This is a genomic window from Streptomyces sp. R11 (assembly GCF_041051905.1).
GTDB lineage: Bacteria > Actinomycetota > Actinomycetes > Streptomycetales > Streptomycetaceae > Streptomyces.
Map to the genome: position 1 here is coordinate 1,893,806 of NZ_CP163432.1, position 16,318 is coordinate 1,910,123.

The 16,318-nt window shown below is 71.1% G+C and carries 16 protein-coding genes; 10 read left to right on the forward strand and 6 right to left on the reverse strand.

Annotated features, from left to right (window positions below; genetic code table 11):
- Positions 1–163 precede the first annotated feature (163 nt).
- Genes AB5J55_RS08610 through AB5J55_RS08625 form a run of 4 tightly spaced genes read left to right on the forward strand, consistent with a single transcriptional unit; the run spans position 164 to position 6,627 of the window.
- A complete protein-coding gene (locus AB5J55_RS08610; protein ID WP_369270078.1) occupies positions 164–1,027 on the forward strand; it encodes a glycosyltransferase family 2 protein in 864 nt (287 codons plus the stop codon).
- A complete protein-coding gene (locus AB5J55_RS08615; RefSeq protein ID WP_369270079.1) occupies positions 1,024–2,046 on the forward strand; it encodes a glycosyltransferase family 2 protein in 1,023 nt (340 codons plus the stop codon). The genes AB5J55_RS08610 and AB5J55_RS08615 overlap by 4 nt, the downstream gene beginning before the upstream one ends.
- Positions 2,043–2,843 (forward strand): polysaccharide deacetylase family protein, encoded by an 801-nt coding sequence (locus AB5J55_RS08620; protein WP_369270080.1) that lies wholly within the window; start codon positions 2,043–2,045, stop codon positions 2,841–2,843. Before AB5J55_RS08615 ends, AB5J55_RS08620 begins: the two co-directional genes overlap by 4 nt.
- Entirely contained in the window at positions 2,836–6,627 is a 3,792-nt protein-coding gene (locus AB5J55_RS08625) for a lipopolysaccharide biosynthesis protein (protein ID WP_369270081.1), read from the forward strand. Before AB5J55_RS08620 ends, AB5J55_RS08625 begins: the two co-directional genes overlap by 8 nt.
- A gap of 21 nt (positions 6,628–6,648) precedes the next feature.
- Here AB5J55_RS08625 and AB5J55_RS08630 read toward each other — a convergent pair whose 3' ends face one another.
- Positions 6,649–8,061, reverse strand: coding sequence for a xylan 1,4-beta-xylosidase (locus tag AB5J55_RS08630; RefSeq protein WP_369270082.1), 1,413 nt, complete (start codon positions 8,059–8,061; stop codon positions 6,649–6,651).
- Between the two features lie 169 nt (positions 8,062–8,230).
- Between AB5J55_RS08630 and AB5J55_RS08635 the strand changes: the two genes are divergently transcribed.
- Positions 8,231–9,343: a DUF5925 domain-containing protein gene (locus AB5J55_RS08635; RefSeq protein WP_369270083.1), complete on the forward strand. Its 1,113-nt coding sequence runs from the start codon at positions 8,231–8,233 to the stop codon at positions 9,341–9,343.
- A 23-nt stretch (positions 9,344–9,366) separates the two neighbouring features.
- A complete protein-coding gene (locus AB5J55_RS08640) occupies positions 9,367–10,137 on the forward strand; it encodes a DUF72 domain-containing protein (protein ID WP_369270084.1) in 771 nt (256 codons plus the stop codon).
- 153 nt (positions 10,138–10,290) lie between these two features.
- Here the strand turns inward: AB5J55_RS08640 and AB5J55_RS08645 are convergent, their stop codons facing one another.
- Complete coding sequence (locus AB5J55_RS08645) at positions 10,291–10,659, reverse strand: GntR family transcriptional regulator (protein WP_369270085.1); 369 nt, start codon at positions 10,657–10,659, stop codon at positions 10,291–10,293.
- A gap of 71 nt (positions 10,660–10,730) precedes the next feature.
- On the opposite strand from AB5J55_RS08645, the gene AB5J55_RS08650 reads away from it, so the two are divergent.
- A complete protein-coding gene (locus AB5J55_RS08650; RefSeq protein WP_369270086.1) occupies positions 10,731–11,660 on the forward strand; it encodes a GNAT family N-acetyltransferase in 930 nt (309 codons plus the stop codon).
- Complete coding sequence (locus tag AB5J55_RS08655) at positions 11,641–12,144, forward strand: DUF402 domain-containing protein (protein WP_369270087.1); 504 nt, start codon at positions 11,641–11,643, stop codon at positions 12,142–12,144. Before AB5J55_RS08650 ends, AB5J55_RS08655 begins: the two co-directional genes overlap by 20 nt.
- On the opposite strand, the gene AB5J55_RS08660 is transcribed toward AB5J55_RS08655, so the two are convergent.
- The gene (locus tag AB5J55_RS08660) at positions 12,141–12,767 is read right to left on the reverse strand and encodes a class I SAM-dependent methyltransferase (RefSeq protein ID WP_369276130.1); all 627 of its coding nucleotides are present in this window, start codon (positions 12,765–12,767) and stop codon (positions 12,141–12,143) included. The genes AB5J55_RS08655 and AB5J55_RS08660 overlap by 4 nt on opposite strands.
- Before the next feature lie 149 nt (positions 12,768–12,916).
- On the opposite strand from AB5J55_RS08660, the gene AB5J55_RS08665 reads away from it, so the two are divergent.
- Positions 12,917–13,054 carry a hypothetical protein gene (locus AB5J55_RS08665; RefSeq protein WP_369270088.1) on the forward strand — a complete coding sequence of 46 codons (138 nt, stop codon included), beginning with the start codon at positions 12,917–12,919 and terminating at the stop codon, positions 13,052–13,054.
- A 27-nt stretch (positions 13,055–13,081) separates the two neighbouring features.
- Here the strand turns inward: AB5J55_RS08665 and AB5J55_RS08670 are convergent, their stop codons facing one another.
- Positions 13,082–13,543 carry a GNAT family N-acetyltransferase gene (locus AB5J55_RS08670; RefSeq protein WP_369270089.1) on the reverse strand — a complete coding sequence of 154 codons (462 nt, stop codon included), beginning with the start codon at positions 13,541–13,543 and terminating at the stop codon, positions 13,082–13,084.
- Positions 13,544–13,684: 141 nt separating this feature from the next.
- On the opposite strand from AB5J55_RS08670, the gene AB5J55_RS08675 reads away from it, so the two are divergent.
- The gene (locus AB5J55_RS08675) at positions 13,685–14,722 is read left to right on the forward strand and encodes a lytic polysaccharide monooxygenase (protein WP_369270090.1); all 1,038 of its coding nucleotides are present in this window, start codon (positions 13,685–13,687) and stop codon (positions 14,720–14,722) included.
- 72 nt (positions 14,723–14,794) lie between these two features.
- On the opposite strand, the gene AB5J55_RS08680 is transcribed toward AB5J55_RS08675, so the two are convergent.
- Both AB5J55_RS08680 and AB5J55_RS08685 read right to left on the reverse strand, forming a co-directional pair.
- Positions 14,795–15,664, reverse strand: coding sequence for an esterase/lipase family protein (locus AB5J55_RS08680; RefSeq protein ID WP_369270091.1), 870 nt, complete (start codon positions 15,662–15,664; stop codon positions 14,795–14,797).
- Positions 15,665–15,837: 173 nt separating this feature from the next.
- The gene (locus tag AB5J55_RS08685) at positions 15,838–16,284 is read right to left on the reverse strand and encodes a MarR family winged helix-turn-helix transcriptional regulator (RefSeq protein ID WP_369270092.1); all 447 of its coding nucleotides are present in this window, start codon (positions 16,282–16,284) and stop codon (positions 15,838–15,840) included.
- Positions 16,285–16,318: the final 34 nt, after the last annotated feature.

Here is a 16,318-nt window from a genome sequence, read left to right on the forward strand (position 1 = left end):
GACCGGCTGCCGATTATCGGTGGTCGGCCAGATATGCCAGCTCACCATGCGTGCACGGAGATCCCATTCATCCGTGCCGTAAGTGAGAACCCCCCTTTCGAACCGGACACAATGCCGGGCCGCCCAGGGGCGGGCGGTCCACCGGACGAGAGGGACCAGACTCATGAGTTCTTTTCTGCGCCCGGCTGTCGCGGACCAAGGTCCGTCCACAGCCGGCAAGTACCGGCCGATCTCCACGCACCTGGCCATCGCGCCACCGGTCAGCGTGGTGATCCCGGCCATGAACGAGGCGGAGAACCTTCCGTACGTCTTCAAGACACTGCCGGACTGGATACACGAAGTGGTCCTGGTCGACGGCAACTCCACCGACAACACCGTCGAAGTGGCCCGCGAGCTGTGGCCTGACGTCAAGGTCGTGCGGCAGCGCGGCAAGGGCAAGGGGGATGCCCTGATCACCGGGTTCGAGGCGGCCACCGGCGACATCATCGTGATGGTCGACGCGGACGGCTCGGCCGACGGCCAGGAGATCGTCAGTTACGTCTCCGCCCTGGTCTCGGGCGCGGACTTCGCCAAGGGGTCCCGCTTCGCCAACGGCGGCGGCACGGACGACATGACGCCGATCCGCAAGCTCGGCAACTGGGCGCTGTGCACGGCCGTCAACCGCAAGTTCGGCGCCCGCTACACCGACCTCTGCTACGGATACAACGCGTTCTGGCGGCACTGCCTCGACAAGATCGACCTCGACTGCACCGGCTTCGAGGTGGAGACCCTGATGAACATCCGGGTCGTCAAGGCGGGCCTGAAGGTGCAGGAGATACCGAGCCACGAGTACCTCCGCATCCACGGCACGAGCAATCTGCGGGCCGTGCGGGACGGGCTGCGGGTGCTCAAGGTGATCCTCAAGGAGCGCTCCAACCGGCGTGCGCTGCGCCGCCGCACCGCCGCGGCGCACTCCCCGACGCTCGGCTCGGTGTCGTCGGTTCAGCCGGCTCACCCGGTTCACTCGGTCCGGGGAGAGGCGTCTTGAGCGGTCCCGACATCTCCGTCGTGATCTGCGTGTACACCGAGGACCGCTGGGAGGACATCCTCGCGGCGGTCTCCTCGGTGCGGGCGCAGTCGTATCCGGCCCTGGAGACGCTGCTGGTCGTCGACCACAACGAGGCGCTCCTGGACCGGCTGACCAAGGAGTACAAGGAAGCGACCGATGTGCGGGTGTTCGCCAACGCGGGCCCCCGCGGCCTGTCCGCGGGGCGCAACACCGGCATCGCCGCCTCGTACGGCGAGGTCATCGCGTTCCTCGACGACGACGCGGTGGCCGAGCGGGACTGGCTGAAGCACTTCGCGGCCGGGTACGCCGACCCGCACGTCATGGCCGTCGGCGGGCGCACCGAGCCGATCTGGGCGTCGGGGCGGCGGCCGGCCTGGTTCCCGGAGGAGTTCGACTGGGTGGTCGGCTGCACCTACCGCGGCCTGCCACGCGGACGCGTGAAAGTGCGCAACGTCCTCGGCGGCAACGCCTCCTTCCGGCGTACGGCGTTCGACTTCGCGGGCGGCTTCGCCAGCGGCATCGGGCGTGACGGCGACCGGCTGCCGCTGGGCTGCGAGGAGACGGAGCTGTGCATCCGGCTCACCCGGGCCCGGCCCGAGGCGGTCCTGCTGATCGACGACCGCGCGGTGATCCACCACCGGGTGCCCTCGGCGCGCGAGCACTTCCGGTACTTCCGTACCCGCACCTACGCCGAGGGGCTGTCGAAGGCGCTGGTGGCCCGAAGTGTCGGGGCCGACAAGGGACTCGAGTCGGAGCGCCGGTACGCCACCCGGGTCCTGCCGGCCGGGGTCGGGCGCGGGCTGCGGGACGCCCTGCTCGCCCGGCCGGGCGGTGCCGGGCGGGCCGGCGCGATCGTCGCCGGGGTGCTCACGGCCGCGGGTGGGTACGTGGTGGGGAGTGTCCGGGTCCGCCGGGGCGGCGTTGCGTACTCGGTGGCGGGGACCGGAGCGGGAGCCGGCAGCGAGGGGGCAGCCGGCGTCGAGGGGGGCAGCAGATGACCGACACGCGCGTGCCGATCCTGATGTACCACGCCGTCTCCACCTCGCCGAACGACGCCACCCGCGATCTGTCGGTGGCGCCGGAGGCGTTCGCGGAGCAGATGGCGCTGATCGGCGATCTGGGCCTCACGCCCGTCAGGACCGCCGACCTCGCCGCACGCTGGCGCTCGGGCAAGCCCTTGCCCGAGCGACCGGTGCTGATCACCTTCGACGACGGCTACGAGGGCGTGCACCGGCACGCCCTGCCCGTGCTCGCCAAGCACGGCTTCGCGGCCACGGTGTTCGTCTCCACGGGCTGGCTGAAGGGCCCGCACGACATGGGCGGCGGCCTGGACACCATGCTCGACTGGGACCAGGTCGGCGAACTCGCCGAGGCCGACGTCGAGATCGGCGGCCACAGCCACACGCACCCCCAGCTCGACCAGCTCCCGGACGACGGGCTGCGCTCCGAGCTGATCCTGTGCAAGGAGATCATCTCGGACCGGCTGGGCACCGTCCCGGCCTCGTTCGCCTACCCGTACGGGTACTCCAGCCGCCGGGTGCGCGAGGCGGTGCGCGAGACGGGTTACGCCCAGGCGCTCGCCGTCAACAACGGTCTGGCGCGGCGCGGGCAGGGGCCGTACGCGCTCACCCGCCTGACCGTGCGCCGGACCACCTCGATCGAGGAGTTCGGGCGGATGGTCGAGGGCCGTGCGATCGCCCGTACCTTCGCCAGGGACCGTGCCCTCACCAAGGGGTACGCCGTCATCCGCAGAGCCCGACAGGTCCGCCGGAAGGCCATCCGTTCCCGTGTCTGACACGACGACCACGACCGAGCCCGCATCGACCGACGCGCCGGCGCCCGAGCAGTCGGGGCGCCGCCTTCGCCTGCCCGGCATGGGCGGGTCCTCCGGGGGCAGTCAGCTGTTCCGCAACGCCTACGCCCTGATGATCAACACCGGTGTCTCGGCGGTACTGGGGCTCGGCTTCTGGCTGGCCGCCGCCCGCTACTACTCCGAGTCCGCGGTCGGCCAGGGGTCCGCCGCGATCGCCGCGATGAAGTTCCTCGCGGGTCTCACCGCGGTGACCCTGACGGGCGCGCTGGCCCGCTTCATCCCGGTCGCGGGACGTACGAGCGTTCGCCTGATCTTCCGGACGTACGCGGGCAGTTGCGTGGTCGTGGCCCTGGCCGCGGTGGTCTTCCTGCTGACGCTGGACCTGTGGGGGCCGTCGTACCGGTTCCTGAACGGGCCGGTCAACGGGCTGTTCTTCGTCGTGGCCGTCATCGCCTGGAATCTGCTCACGCTGCAGGACGGCGTGCTGACCGGGCTGCGCAGCGCGGTGTGGGTGCCGGTCGGCAACACCGTGTTCTCCGCGGTGAAGCTGGGTCTGCTGGTGGCCTTCGCGGTGGCGATCCCCACCGCCGGTGTCTTCGTGTCGTGGGTCGCGGCGATCGCGGTGTCCGTACTGCCGCTGGGCTGGCTGGTGTTCCGGCGCCTGGTGCCGCGCCATGTGAAGGCCACCGAGGACCGCATCAGTCCCCCGTCCCTGAAGGAGATCGGGAAGTTCCTGGCCGGCGACTACACCGGCTCCCTGTTCTCCCTCGCCGTGGTCTATCTGATCCCCGTGATCGTGGCCGCGCAGGTCTCCGCCGAGGACAACGCGTACTTCTACATCACGGCCACCATCGGCGGCACGGTCAATCTGCTCGCCATCAACATGGGCGCCTCCCTCACGGTCGAGGGCTCGCACGACCCGGGGCGGCTGGCCGCCAACACCCGTGCGGCGCTGAAGCGCATGGCGCGGATCATGGTGCCGGTCGCCACGATCCTGTTCTTCGGGGCGCCCTGGATCCTGGGCGTCTTCGGCCAGGGCTACGCGGACGCGGCCACACCGCTGCTGCGCTGGTTCGCGGCCGGCGCGCTGCTGCGGGTCGTGATGGAGACGTACTTCGCGGTCCTGCGCGCGCAGAGCCGCACCGCCGGACTGGCCTGGCTGCAGGGCCTGCTGTGCGCCCTGGTACTGGGTCTGACGCTGCTGCTGCTCCCCCGCATGGGCCTGACCGGCGCCGGTGTCGCCGAGATCGTGGCCCTTGCGGTGATCGTCGCGATCGCCGCGCCCAAGCTGTTCAAGACGGTGCGGGCGACCTCGGCCGAGGTTCCTGCGGGCGCGGCTCCCGACGGTGATCTCGCCGACCTGGGGGCCCGCGAGGTGGCCGAGGGGGCGCGCAAGCGGGGGCCCGCCTGGGCGCTCGACACCGACACGCTCGCCCTCGGCATCCACGTCGACCTCGACCACCTGGAACGCCGGCCCGATGTCCGCCCCGGTCCCGGTACACCGCCCACGGGCACCCCGCCGGTACGCCCGGACCACCGCCCGGCCTGGGCACGCACACCGGAAGTGGGACTGCCGGTCGAAGAGCGGGAGCCCGGCTCGGAGGCGTCGCTGGGGCCCGCCGAGGTGGACGCCCCGTTCGACGAGGCCGCACCGCAGGAGCGCGAGGAGGCTGCCGTACGGGAAGAGCCGCCCATGCACGAAGAGGCCGTACGACAGCCCGCGGCGCCCGCGCTCACCTGGCGTGACCGGCTGCTGCCCACCCGCATCGGGGTCGTCCTCGGCTGTCTGCTGATCGCCTCGCTGCTGCTGTACTGGGTGCCGGCGCTGCGGCTCGGCGAGACCGACTTGGACGAGATGGGCGGGCTCGGCCTGATCTCCGTGCTGCCGCTCCCCACCCTGGTCGGGGCCGCGCTGCTGACGGTGGTGTTCGCCTCGCTGCTGTGGCTGGGCCGCGAGCATCGGGCGCTGCTGCTGATCACGCTGCTCGCGACGGTCGTGTCGCTGCACGCCCTGCCCGCCCTGATCGAGACCGAGCCGCGGTTCGCGACGGCCTGGCAGCACCTCGGCTTCCTCGACTACATCGACCGCACCGGGTCGGCGGTGCCCGACCTGGACGCGCGCTGGAGCTGGCCGGGCTTCTTCGCGGTGGCCGCGTTCGCCGCGAAGGCCTGCGGAGTCAGCGATCTCAGCGAGGTCATCCGCTGGTGGCCGCTGGCCGTGCAACTGCTCTACCTGGTCCCGATGTTCCTGCTCGTGCGCTCGATGCGGGCGAGCTGGCGTGCCAAGTGGACCGGTATCTGGATCTTCGTGCTCAGCGGCTGGGTGGGCCAGGACTACTTCTCGCCGCAGGGCTTCACGTATCTGCTGTATCTGGTCTTCGCGGCGATCCTGCTGGTCTGGTTCCGCGCGCCACGCGTGATCTGGACGAAGCGGCGGCCCGGCGAGGTCGAGGTCGAACCGACGGACCGGCGACAGCGGGCCGTGCTGCTGATGGTCGTGATCGGCCTGTTCGCGGCGAGCGTCCCGGCCCACCAGCTCACGCCGTTCGTGATGCTGGGCGTGCTGACGGCGCTCGTCCTGATCGGCAAGTCCGAACTGCGCGGCCTGCCGATCCTGTTCGGCGTCATGGTGACGGTCTGGATCGGCTTCATGGCCGAGCCGTACTGGTCCGGACACTTCGACGAGCTCTTCGGCGGGGTCGGCGGCGTCGGCTCCAATGTGTCGTCGTCGGTGTCGGGCCGCATCGAGGGCGGCAGTTCGACGCACAAACTCGTCCTCTACACGCGCGTGCTGCTGGCCGGCGGTGTGATGGCCTTCGCCTGCTGGGGCTGGTGGCGCAGGCGCTTCCACAACTACCGGGAGCGCTCGCTGCTCGTCCTGACCTTCGTGCCGTTCCTGGGCTTCGGCATGCAGTCGTACGGCGGTGAGATGGCGCTGCGCGTCTTCATGTTCGCCCTGCCCGGCGCGGCCCTGCTGGCCGGACTCGCCCTGTTCCCGCGCACCGGCATCACGGCGAAGGAGCGCGACAAGGACCGGGTGAGCCTCGCGCCGCTGGCCGCGCTCATGGCGGGCCTGGTGCTCATGGGCGGCTTCCTGGTGGCCCGCTGGGGCAACGAGCCGTTCGAGCGGATCCGACCCGGCGAGGTCGCCGCCATGGAGTACGTGTACGCCCATGACGATCCGACGGTGCGGCTGCTGTGGCTGAGCAACGACCCGGTCAACGTCGTGACGCCGTCGATGCCGTGGGGCTCGCAGGACATGGAGAAGGTGGAGTACCTGCCGACGCTGGCGCCGACCGACCCGGTGCTGGTGTCGGGGCTGGTCAAGGCGCTCAAGGACGCGGGCCCGAACTCGTATCTGATGATCAACCGGGGTCAGGTCACCTATCTGCGGATGGACGTGGGCTATTCGGCGACCTGGGAGCCGCGGCTGATCCAGAACCTGGACAAACGTCAGGAGCTGGAGAAGGTCTTCGCCAACGCCGACGTGACGATGTACGCGCTGCGCAAGCAGCCGGCCGGCGAGGTCCCGAAGGCCGATCCCGGGCCGATCGGGCCGCAGGTGACCTGGACGCCGTGGTCGGTGGTCGGGGGGCTCGCGGCGCTCGCGCTGATCGTGCTGCTGATGGCCCGCGAGCTCGTCCGGGTGGCGATGGCGCCCAGCGTGCGGCAACTGCGGTGGCTGCAGAGCAGCTTCTGGTTCTCGCTGCCCCTGCTGGCGGTGCTGCTGGCCTCGCTGGTGCAGCGGTTCCTGACGATCAAGTGAGGACGGTGACGGTCAAGTGGCTCAGCGATTGAGCCACTTGACCTCGTACGCCTGCAGCTCGACCTTCTCGCCGTCGATCTTCGCGCTGGTCTGCCGGTCGAGGGTGTTCACGACGAGGACCGCCCTGTCCGTGGCCAGGACCCGCACGTCGGGCTTGTCCACGGACACCTTCCTGTACTCGGTGCCCGGCCGGAACTCCTTGCCGAAGCGGGCGACCAGGTCGTACATGGGCAGCTTCTCGCCGCCGCCCGCGGTGTCGGTCGGCGTCCACAGGCAGCCGGCGCATTCGGTGCCCCGCTCCTCCTGCGGGTTCCAGTAGAAGGCGGAGGAGGCGCCGCCCTTGGCCAGCGCGATCATCCCGGTGGCCTGTACGGCGACCCGGCGGGCCTCGGACCAGCCCTTGCGGTCGTCGTTGCCGTCGGCGGGCTCGACGTAGTACTCGGCCCACCACAGCGGCAGGTCACCGGTCTGCCGCCGCACCCACCGGCTGACGGCCGTGAACTTGTCGGTGGCCGTGAACTCGTCGGGCAGCAGTTCGTCGTCCCGGGTGTAGCTGGAGCCGTCCACGACGACGAAGTCGGCGCCGGTCCTGTGCCGGTTCCAGTACTCGAAGGCGTCGATCGTGCGCTGGTCCATGGCGCCCCAGGAGCCCTTCAGCTCCGTCGAGGCCTCCTCCGCACGCGGGTCGACGCTGTCCATGACGAGGTACGGCCCGCCGACCATGATGTCGGGGTTGACCTTCTTCAGCGCCTTGTAGATCAGGTTGTAGAGCCGGGTGTAGCCCTCGTAGTCCCAGCGGGCCTCGGCGTCGTTCCAGAAGCCCTTGAACTCGTTCCACACGATGAAGTGCCGTACGTCCGGATAGCGCTTGGCGACGGTCACGGCGAGCGCGGCGAAGTCCTCGAAGTGCTCGGGCTCGGGCGGCGTCTCCAGGGCGGCCTGGCTCCAGTTCGTGTTGTCGACACCGGCCTTGCCGCCCTTCATCCAGTCGGGGGCGCAGCACAGGGTGACGACGGGGGTGCTGCCGGAGGCGCGGATGAAGTCGATACGGCGGTCCATCGCCTCGAAGTCGTAACGCCCCTCGACCGGCTCGGGGTTGTCGGAGCCCCAGCCCATGATGTGCTGGATCTGCGGCAGTCCCCCGGCGTCCGCGAGCCGTCCCTCGACGCGCTTGACGGCGGCGGAGTCGCCCTCGTCGGCGCTGTACTGGGTGTGCGTGAACCCCCAGCCGACCTCCGGATTCCCGGCGTCGGGCGTGGCGGTCGGGTTGCCGTGCACCTTGTCGCCGTCGCGTGAGGTGCCGTCGGTGTTCACACCGTTGCCCGGCAGCGTGTTGAGAAGCGTCACCACCAGTGCCAGAGCCGCCGCGCCCACCCCGAGCAGCGCGGTGAGCCGCCACCGCCCTGCCCCCGAATTCCACCCATGACGTCCCATCAAGGACAACGGTAACGGCGGCGGCAGCCGCGCGGGCAGGTTTCGGCAGTGCACGGTCCTGTAACAGGGTCGAGGGGACGCACCGGGGCGCCGGCACACGCCGGCCCGGGTGGCAGGCATCGTCCGTTGGCGGGGTGTGGCATGGAAACCGGGTGCACGGGCCCGCCGCGTGACGGATCATGGCCGCATGTCTGCGAACCCACACGACGCTCTGCCGATCCGGCTCAACGTCGACGACAGCGACTCGCCGTCCGACGTCGTCGACGCGCTGTTCCTCGGCCGCTTCGCGACGGGCGAGCAGCCGTACTCGCACGCGGCGAACATCGACCGCGTACGGTCCGGGGTGACGCTCCTGCCGCCGGGTGCCCGCGTGCTGCGCACCGCCCGTGACGACGACCGCAGCGCGACGCTGGCGGAGGGCGACGGCTGGACCGTGCTGATCTCCCGCTGGAACCGGGGCGCCGACGTCACGGTGACGGCGACCAGCGAGGAACTGGCGGAGCGCGTCCTGGGCGAGGCGACGGACGGCGCGGCGGACGAGCCCGAACCGCAGCCGGAGAACGTCACCATGGGCTTTTGGTACGTCTCCCCCAGGCGCGGCCCGCACCGCACGACCCGGCAGATCTCCGCGGGCACGTGGGACGAGGTGCGGGCCAACTACACCGCGCCGGTGGCGGACGCGATGGACCGCCTGATGAAGACGACCCCGGAGGACATCGCGGGCCGGCTGCTCCTGCTGCACGGCCCGCCGGGCACGGGCAAGACGTCGGCGCTGCGCACGCTGGCCCGCTCCTGGCGGGACTGGTGCCAGGTGGACTGTGTCCTCGACCCGGAGCGGCTCTTCAGTGACGTCGGCTATCTGATGGACATCGCGATCGGCGAGGAGGACTCGACGGGCAAGGGCCGCTGGCGGCTGCTGCTCCTGGAGGACTGCGACGAGCTGATCCGCGGCGAGGCGAAGCACACGGCGGGCCAGGCGCTGTCGCGGCTGCTGAACCTGACGGACGGCCTGCTCGGCCAGGGCCGCAACGTCCTGGTCGGTGTCACCACCAACGAGGACCTGGAGCGCCTCCACCCCGCCGTCGTGCGCCCCGGCCGCTGTCTGGCCCGCATCGAGGTGGGTCCGCTGACGCGCCGGGAGGCGACCACCTGGCTCGGCACGGAGGAGGGCGTCGGCCGTGAGGGCGCCACGCTGGCGGAGCTGTACGCGCTGAAGCGCGGCACGTCCCCGACGTCGCTGCCGGACCCGCGGGACGGGGCGGACGCGGGGCTGTACCTCTAGCCTTCGGGTGCTTTGATGGTCGTATGACCCTGTTCGTCGGGACGTCGGGGTGGCAGTACCGGGACTGGCGGGGTGATCTCTACCCCGCCGATGTGCCCATGCGGCTGTGGCTGGAGGAGTACACGCGGCACTTCGCCACGGTGGAGATCAACAACGCCTTCTACCGGCTGCCCACGCGGGAGAACTTCGAGGCCTGGCGTGAGCGGGTGCCGGGGGACTTCGTGGTCGCGGTGAAGGCGAGCCGCTATCTCACCCACATCAAACGTCTCAAGGATCCCGAGGAGCCGGTCCACCGTCTGATGTCCCATGCGGCGGGCCTGGGTGACCGCCTGGGACCGGTCCTCCTCCAACTCCCGCCGACCCTGCGCGCCGACCCCGCCCTCCTCGACGCCTGCCTGTCCTGCTTCCCGTCCGGGACGCGGATCGCGGTCGAGCCCCGCCACGAGTCCTGGTGGGTGTCCGGCACCCGCGAGGTGCTGGAGACCCGGGGTGCCGCCCTGTGCTGGGCCGACGTCCAGGCCCGCCCGGTGACCCCGCCGTGGCGCACCACCGACTGGGGGTACGTCCGCTTCCACGAGGGCCGCGCCCACCCCTGGCCCCGCTACGGCCGGCGCTCCCTGGAGACCTGGGTCGACCGCATCGCGACGACCTGGTCCGACGCCGAGGACATGTACGCGTACTTCAACAACGACCCCGGCGGGGCGGCGGTGGCGGACGCGGTGGTCTTCGGGCGCGCGGCAGCGCGGGCGGGGCTGACGGTGACGCGAACGCCGGAGTTCGCGGCACGGCGCTGACCAAACGGGTCGGGCGAAGTTCACTCCGGTTCGGAGGTGTCCCGGAAGGGGCGCGGGGCGGTGTTCGATTCGCGGCTCCGCCGTGCCGGCGGGACCAGCCACGACGGCGCCGCGGCCGACCACCCGCCCGACTCCGCACTTCCGGCGGAGCGCTCAGCCGCTGTAGGCCGCCCGCAGGGCATCTTGCACCGCGGCCAGCGCATCCGCCTGCGTCAGCCCCAGCCGACGAGCACGCTCGACGTACGTCTGGGCGGCCGCCGCAAGCTCCCGTTCCGCCGCGGAGCCCGCCGCGGCCACGAACGTGCCGTTGCGCCCGCGCGTCTCGATCACCCCGTCGCTCTCCAGCGCGCGGTACGCCTTGGCGACCGTGTTGGCCGCCAGGCCCAGCGACTCCGCCAGCCCGCGTACGGTCGGCAGCCGGTACCCCACCGGCAGCACCCCCGAGCGTGCCTGCTCCGAGATCTGCGCCCGCACCTGCTCGTACGGCGCGGCACTGTCGTCGATGTGGATCTTCAATGTCACAAGCCGATTGTCCCGTACCCGCCGGAAAATGAGAGGCCCCCCGGCACATCGCCCGCGTAGCGTGCGGCCCCATGACCGTCTCCGTCCGCGATCTGCGTCCTGAAGTCCGAGCCGATGTCGAGGGATTCGTCGGTGTCTGGCACCGCGCTCTCCCGTATCTCGTGGTCACCCCGGAGGCCGTCGTCCACGGCGCCACCCGTGCCCACCCCGACGCCCATGCCCGGCCTCTCCTTGCCGAGGAGAACGGCGAGATCATCGGTACGGCCCAGGTCGGCATCGCCCACGACAGCCCGGAGCCCGGGCAGGGCTTCGTCAACGTGTACGTGCACCCGGAGCGCACGCGCCGCGGCGCCGGCGCGCTCCTGCTCCGCGCCGCCGAGGAACACCTGGCCGCCGTGGGCGCGACCGCGCTGTTCGCCTGGGTGCTCGACGAGCCGGGCAACCGCGCCTTCGCCGAACGGCACGGCTATCGCGCGAGCCGCTCCGCCCACTTCCTGCGCCTCGACCTGGCGAACGGCACGCTGCCGCCGCTGCAGGCACTCCCGCCCGGTGTCGAACTGCGCACGGCAGCCGACTTCGCGGACGATCCCCGCCCGCTGTTCGAACTGGACGCGGAGACGACCCTGGACGAACCCGGCGACGTCGACGCCGAGTTCACGGACTACGAGGCCTGGCTGGAGGAGACCTGGCGGCATCCGCTGAACAGCCACGAGCTGACCTCGGTGGTCCTCGTCGACGGCCGCCCCGCCGCCTTCAGCGCCGCCCGCACGGACGGCGCCACCCGCTACGGCACCACCATGACCGGCAGCGCCCGCGCCTTCCGCGGCCGCGGCCTGGCCAAGCTGGCCAAGAACGACTCGCTGCATCGCGCCCGCGCCGCCGGGTACACGGAGGCGTTCACGGGCAACGACGCCGGCAACGGCCCGATGCTCGCGATCAACAAGTGGTTCGGCTACGAGGTCTGCGCGACGGAGGTGCGCCATGTCCGCGAACTCGGCTGAGCAGGGACGCCCGCTGGACGTGGTCCTGGTCAAGGGCGGCCGTACGAAGATCCGCTACGCGGCCGAGCTGGTCGCCGACGACGGCACCCGGATCGCCGTCCGGGCCCCCTGGTCCGGCGACGGGGTCCGTGACTTCGGCTTCGTCCGCTTCGAGCCGGGCGACGTCTTCACGGAGTACTACTGGCGCGACCGCTGGTACGCCGTGAAGGAGGTCCGGGACGTTTCGGGTGCCCTCAAGGGCTGGTACTGCGACGTCACCCGCCCGGCCACGCTGTCCGGCACCGAGTTGGTCGTCGAGGACCTCGACCTGGACCTGTGGCGCTCCGCGGACGGCACGGACGTACGCCGCCTGGACGAGGACGAGTTCGCCGAGAGCGGTCTGGTGGAGAAGGATCCCGAGGCGGCAGCGGCGGCCGTGGCGGCCCTGGACGAGCTGGAGGTGTTCGCCACCGTCGAGGGCGGTCTGGAGTCCCTGCTGGCCTAGGCCCTCGCCACCACGGCGTACCGCTCGTCGTCCACGGCCTTCCCCCACAGCGACTCGTCGTCCGACAGGCGCTCCACGCGCACCTGCCCGACGAGCGGGGCGAGCAGCCCGGTGAGCCGGTCCGCCGGCATGCCGACGGCGTCGACCGTGCCCCACACGCCCTCGACCAGCACGAACCGTCCTCCTGGGCGCAGCAGCCCGCGCCAGTGCCGCAGGACCCGGCCCGGGTCGGTCAGCGCCCACAGGACGTGCCGTACGAGCACGACGTCGAACCGCTCCTCCCCCACCGGCGGCGCCGCCGCGTCACCGACGAGGAACGCCGCGTCACGCCCGGCCAGCTTGGCGCGGGCGAGGTCCACCATCGCCGGGGACCGGTCCACTCCCGTCACCCGGTGTCCCTGTTCGGCGGCGAGGAGCGACAGGCTGCCGGTGCCGCAGCCGAGGTCGAGGACGTCGGACGCGTGCTCGGGCAGCCAGGAGCGCAGCCGGGAGGCCCAGGCCCGGCGCACCTCGGGGTCGCGCAGGCCGTGGTCCGGCTCGTCGTCGAAGGAGGCGGCGGCCGCGTCCCAGTCCGTGCCCCTGTCCGGGTCCGCTCCTGTGATGGCGTGTTCACCGTTCGTCATGTCGGTCATGCGGCCAAGAGTGACACCCGCCACTGACAGTCGAATCGTGACAGCGGCCACTGACAGGACCAGCGGCGATGAGGAACTCTCCCCGAACGGGTCTACCCCCTTGAGATCGAGGAACTCGGTGGATCCTGAAGGAGGCAGCCATGCGCCGCGTAACCGTGCAGAAGCCCCTGAAGAGGAAGTCGGACGCCCGCCTGGTCCGTGAGGAGGCCGACGAGCGCCCCTCGGGACGACCCGAGGTCCGCAAGGACATCGCACGCACCTGGTGGCCGGACGGCTGAAACGCCCCGCCGGCCCCATGAGACACGTCAGTCGAGCCGCTTGCGGTAGTGGACGCGGTCGTACGGCCCTTCCACGCGACGCTCGATGACCTCGTAGCCGTACTTCGGGTAGATCTTCTGGTTCTCCCACATCAGCGCGTTCGTGTAGAGCCTGACCTCGGGCAGACCCAGCGCACGCGCGTGTGCGTCCACGAAGTGCAGCAGCCGTCGCCCCACGCCCTGCCCTTGGGCGTCGGGGTGGACGGCGATGTTGTCGAGGTACAGGTGGTCCTCGTACGCCTCGACCACGACGAGCCCGACCACGCGCCCCGTGCCGGGTTCCTCCGTGACGAACACCTTCCCCTCGGCCACGTTTGCCGTGTGGTCCCTCTCCATGGGCTGCGGGACCCTGCCGATCCGCTCGATGTAGTGGCGGTAGGCGGCATCGGTGACGGCTTTGACGGCCGGCACGTCGGCGGCGACGGCGGGCCGGATCTGCTCATCGGTCATGCCAGGAACCGTACCTACCTGATCTCCGCCTGAGCACTCCCTTAAGGCGACCCTAAAGATCGCCGCGAACCCCCTGCGCCAGGCGTTTTCGCGGTTTCTTGGATCCGGCACTCATCAGTTTCGGTTCCGAGGAGATCCCCCATGCCCGCACGCCGCAAGGCCGCCACCGTCGCCGCCCTGGGCCTGACCCCGCTCGCCCTCACCGCCCTCGCCACCGCGCCCGCGTCGGCGCACGGCTCGATGGGCGACCCGGTGAGCCGGGTCTCGCAGTGTTACGCGGAGGGCCCGGAGAGCCCGAACTCCGACGCGTGCAAGGCGGCGGTCGCGGCGGGCGGTACGCAGGCCCTCTACGACTGGAACGGCATACGCATCGGCAACGCGGACGGCCGGCACCAGGAGCTGATCCCGGACGGCAAGCTGTGCAGCGCCAACAGCGAGGCGTTCAAGGGCCTCGACCTGGCCCGCTCAGACTGGCCGGCGACGAGCGTGAGCAGCGGGTCGTACACGTTCAAGTACCGCGTGACGGCACCGCACAAGGGCACCTTCAAGGTCTACATCACGAAGCAGGGGTACGACCCGTCGAAGCCGTTGGCCTGGGACGACCTGGACCTGGCGAACCCGGTGGCGACGTCCACCGACCCGGCGGCCTCGGGCGGCTTCTACACCTTCTCCGGCACCCTGCCGCAGCGCTCCGGCAAGCAGTTGCTGTACGCGGTCTGGCAGCGCTCGGACAGCCCGGAGGCGTTCTACTCCTGCTCGGACGTCGCCTTCGGCGGCGCGAGCGGGGGCGGTTCGGGCAGCGGCGACGGTGGCGGGAGCACCGGCACCTCGGGCGGCGGCGGCAGCACCGGCGGCGGGGCCGCGCCCGCCCCGAGCGCCTCCGCGCCCTCCGAGGAGCAGATCGAGGACGGTGCCGACAAGTCGACGATCGAGCACAACGGCCACGGTGACCAGGACGCCAGTACATCGGCGGAGCCGGCCGCGGCGGCCGCGCAGGAGCAGTCCGCCCCCGCCAACCGGCCGAAGGCCGCCGGTGCCACCGAGAACCTCGCCGAGACCGGCGGGGACAGCAGCACGGCGTATCTGGCGATGGGCGGTGCGGCGGCCCTCGCGCTCGGCTCGGCGGTCCTGTTCGCGTCGGTGCGCCGCCGCGCGGCCGGCGCTCGCCACGGCCGCTGACCCGCGGCTCCGCCGCACCACAACTCCGGGGCCTGACCGGCGGCTCAGGCCGGTCAGGCCCCGGCGGCGTGCTCAGCCGATCACGGACGCACAGGTGGTGGGCGTGGCACGGGCAGGGTCGAGCGCGTTGACCACCTCGTGGAAGGCGATCCGGTCGGTCAGCCCGAGGAGCGCGTGCTCGGACAGGTCGACCGCGCACCGGTCCTGGATCAGGACGTTCTTCACGTCGGGGCCGTTCAGGAACTGAGTCCGGTACGGCGTGACCACCTCGTCGTACTTGGTGGCGATGACCGTGTAGCGGACGCCGGGGACGGTGTCGCCGCCCTCGTTGAGCTTGGTCATGAAGGCGGATCCGGCCATCTGCTGGGCCAGGGCGGGAGTGGCGGTGCTGAGCAGGTCCTCCGCGCCGGGGAAGTACGGCAGCAGGTTGGCGAGGCCTCCGAGGGTGGTGCCGTGGTTGTTGGGCGCGATGCCGACGAGGGCGTTCACCTTGGCGGCACCGCCGAGGAACTTGACGTAGTAGCGGGGCATCATGCCGCCCTGCGAGTGGCCGACGAGGTCGGCCTCGGCGGCGCCGGTGGCGGCGAGCACCTTGTCGACATAGGCGGACAGTTGCTCCGCCGACTTGTCGATGGGTCCGAGTGCGTGGAAGAACGGCACGCCGGGCAGCTGGCCGTAGTCGAGGGAGAAGACGCAGTAACCGCGGTTCTTCAGGTAGGGCGCCAGGCCCAGCCAGTTGTCCACGGAGTTCGCGAAGGTGCCGTGCACGAGGACGACGGGGCGGGGATGGGCGGCGGAGGGCTTGCAGGAGTAGTCGTTCCAACCACTGTGCGTGGTCGCCGCCGTTTCGGCCGCCTGGGCCGTGGTGGCGGGGACGACGGCGACCGCGGCGGCCAGCAGCAGCGCGGCCAGGGGTCTGAGCACTCGTTTCCAGGGCAGCATCGTGTGATCTCCTTGCGGCTCAAGGGAGTTGCGACGGCCTTACGCCCTGTGATCCGGATCACGAGGATGCTGTTCACTCGTCAAGTTACGGGCGAGTAGTAGACGTGTGAAGTTACGCGTCAGTAAAAACTTCCAGTGATAACCAGTGGCCGGTTACATCCACTGATGAACCATCACCAAGTGGGCCTGATGGGGCCGTGGGGCGCGATGCGCACCAACTGCCGCAACAGCGCCTGCACTTCGCTCTCGCCGAGCACGCCCACCCACGCCCGGACGGCGTCCGCGGCCGCCTCCTCGGCCGCACGGGTACAGGCCCACCCCCGCTCGGTCAGCACGACCAGCCGGGCGCGCGCGTCATCGGGATGCGGCCGGCGCTCGGCGTACCCCTTGCGCACGATCTCGTCGACGAGCTGACTCGCCGCCTGCTTGGTCACGCCGAGGTGGGCGGCGAGGTCGGTGGCCGTCGCACCGTCCGGGGCGAGCCGCGCGAACGCGAAACCGTGCGCGGGCCGCAGCCCCTCGAAGCCCCGGGCGACCACGCCTTGATGGATGCGTTGCGTGAGCTCGCCGGCGACGGCGAGCAGGGTGGCGGACAGGGCCATGGCTTCGGAGTTCTGCACGCAGGCATTGAAACACCCTTGACGTATTGGTCAA

What these genes read in the sequence shown, in the direction of transcription:
- AB5J55_RS08610 (WP_369270078.1), top strand. Translation starts at nt 164, where the DNA reads ATGAGTTCTTTTCTGCGCCCGGCTGTCGCGGACCAAGGTCCGTCCACA.
- AB5J55_RS08620 (WP_369270080.1), top strand. Translation starts at nt 2,043, where the DNA reads ATGACCGACACGCGCGTGCCGATCCTGATGTACCACGCCGTCTCCACC.
- AB5J55_RS08630 (WP_369270082.1), bottom strand. Translation starts at nt 8,061, where the DNA reads ATGGGACGTCATGGGTGGAATTCGGGGGCAGGGCGGTGGCGGCTCACC.
- AB5J55_RS08640 (WP_369270084.1), top strand. Translation starts at nt 9,367, where the DNA reads ATGACCCTGTTCGTCGGGACGTCGGGGTGGCAGTACCGGGACTGGCGG.
- AB5J55_RS08650 (WP_369270086.1), top strand. Translation starts at nt 10,731, where the DNA reads ATGACCGTCTCCGTCCGCGATCTGCGTCCTGAAGTCCGAGCCGATGTC.
- AB5J55_RS08655 (WP_369270087.1), top strand. Translation starts at nt 11,641, where the DNA reads ATGTCCGCGAACTCGGCTGAGCAGGGACGCCCGCTGGACGTGGTCCTG.
- AB5J55_RS08660 (WP_369276130.1), bottom strand. Translation starts at nt 12,767, where the DNA reads ATGACGAACGGTGAACACGCCATCACAGGAGCGGACCCGGACAGGGGC.
- AB5J55_RS08665 (WP_369270088.1), top strand. Translation starts at nt 12,917, where the DNA reads ATGCGCCGCGTAACCGTGCAGAAGCCCCTGAAGAGGAAGTCGGACGCC.
- AB5J55_RS08670 (WP_369270089.1), bottom strand. Translation starts at nt 13,543, where the DNA reads ATGACCGATGAGCAGATCCGGCCCGCCGTCGCCGCCGACGTGCCGGCC.
- AB5J55_RS08675 (WP_369270090.1), top strand. Translation starts at nt 13,685, where the DNA reads ATGCCCGCACGCCGCAAGGCCGCCACCGTCGCCGCCCTGGGCCTGACC.
- AB5J55_RS08680 (WP_369270091.1), bottom strand. Translation starts at nt 15,664, where the DNA reads ATGCTGCCCTGGAAACGAGTGCTCAGACCCCTGGCCGCGCTGCTGCTG.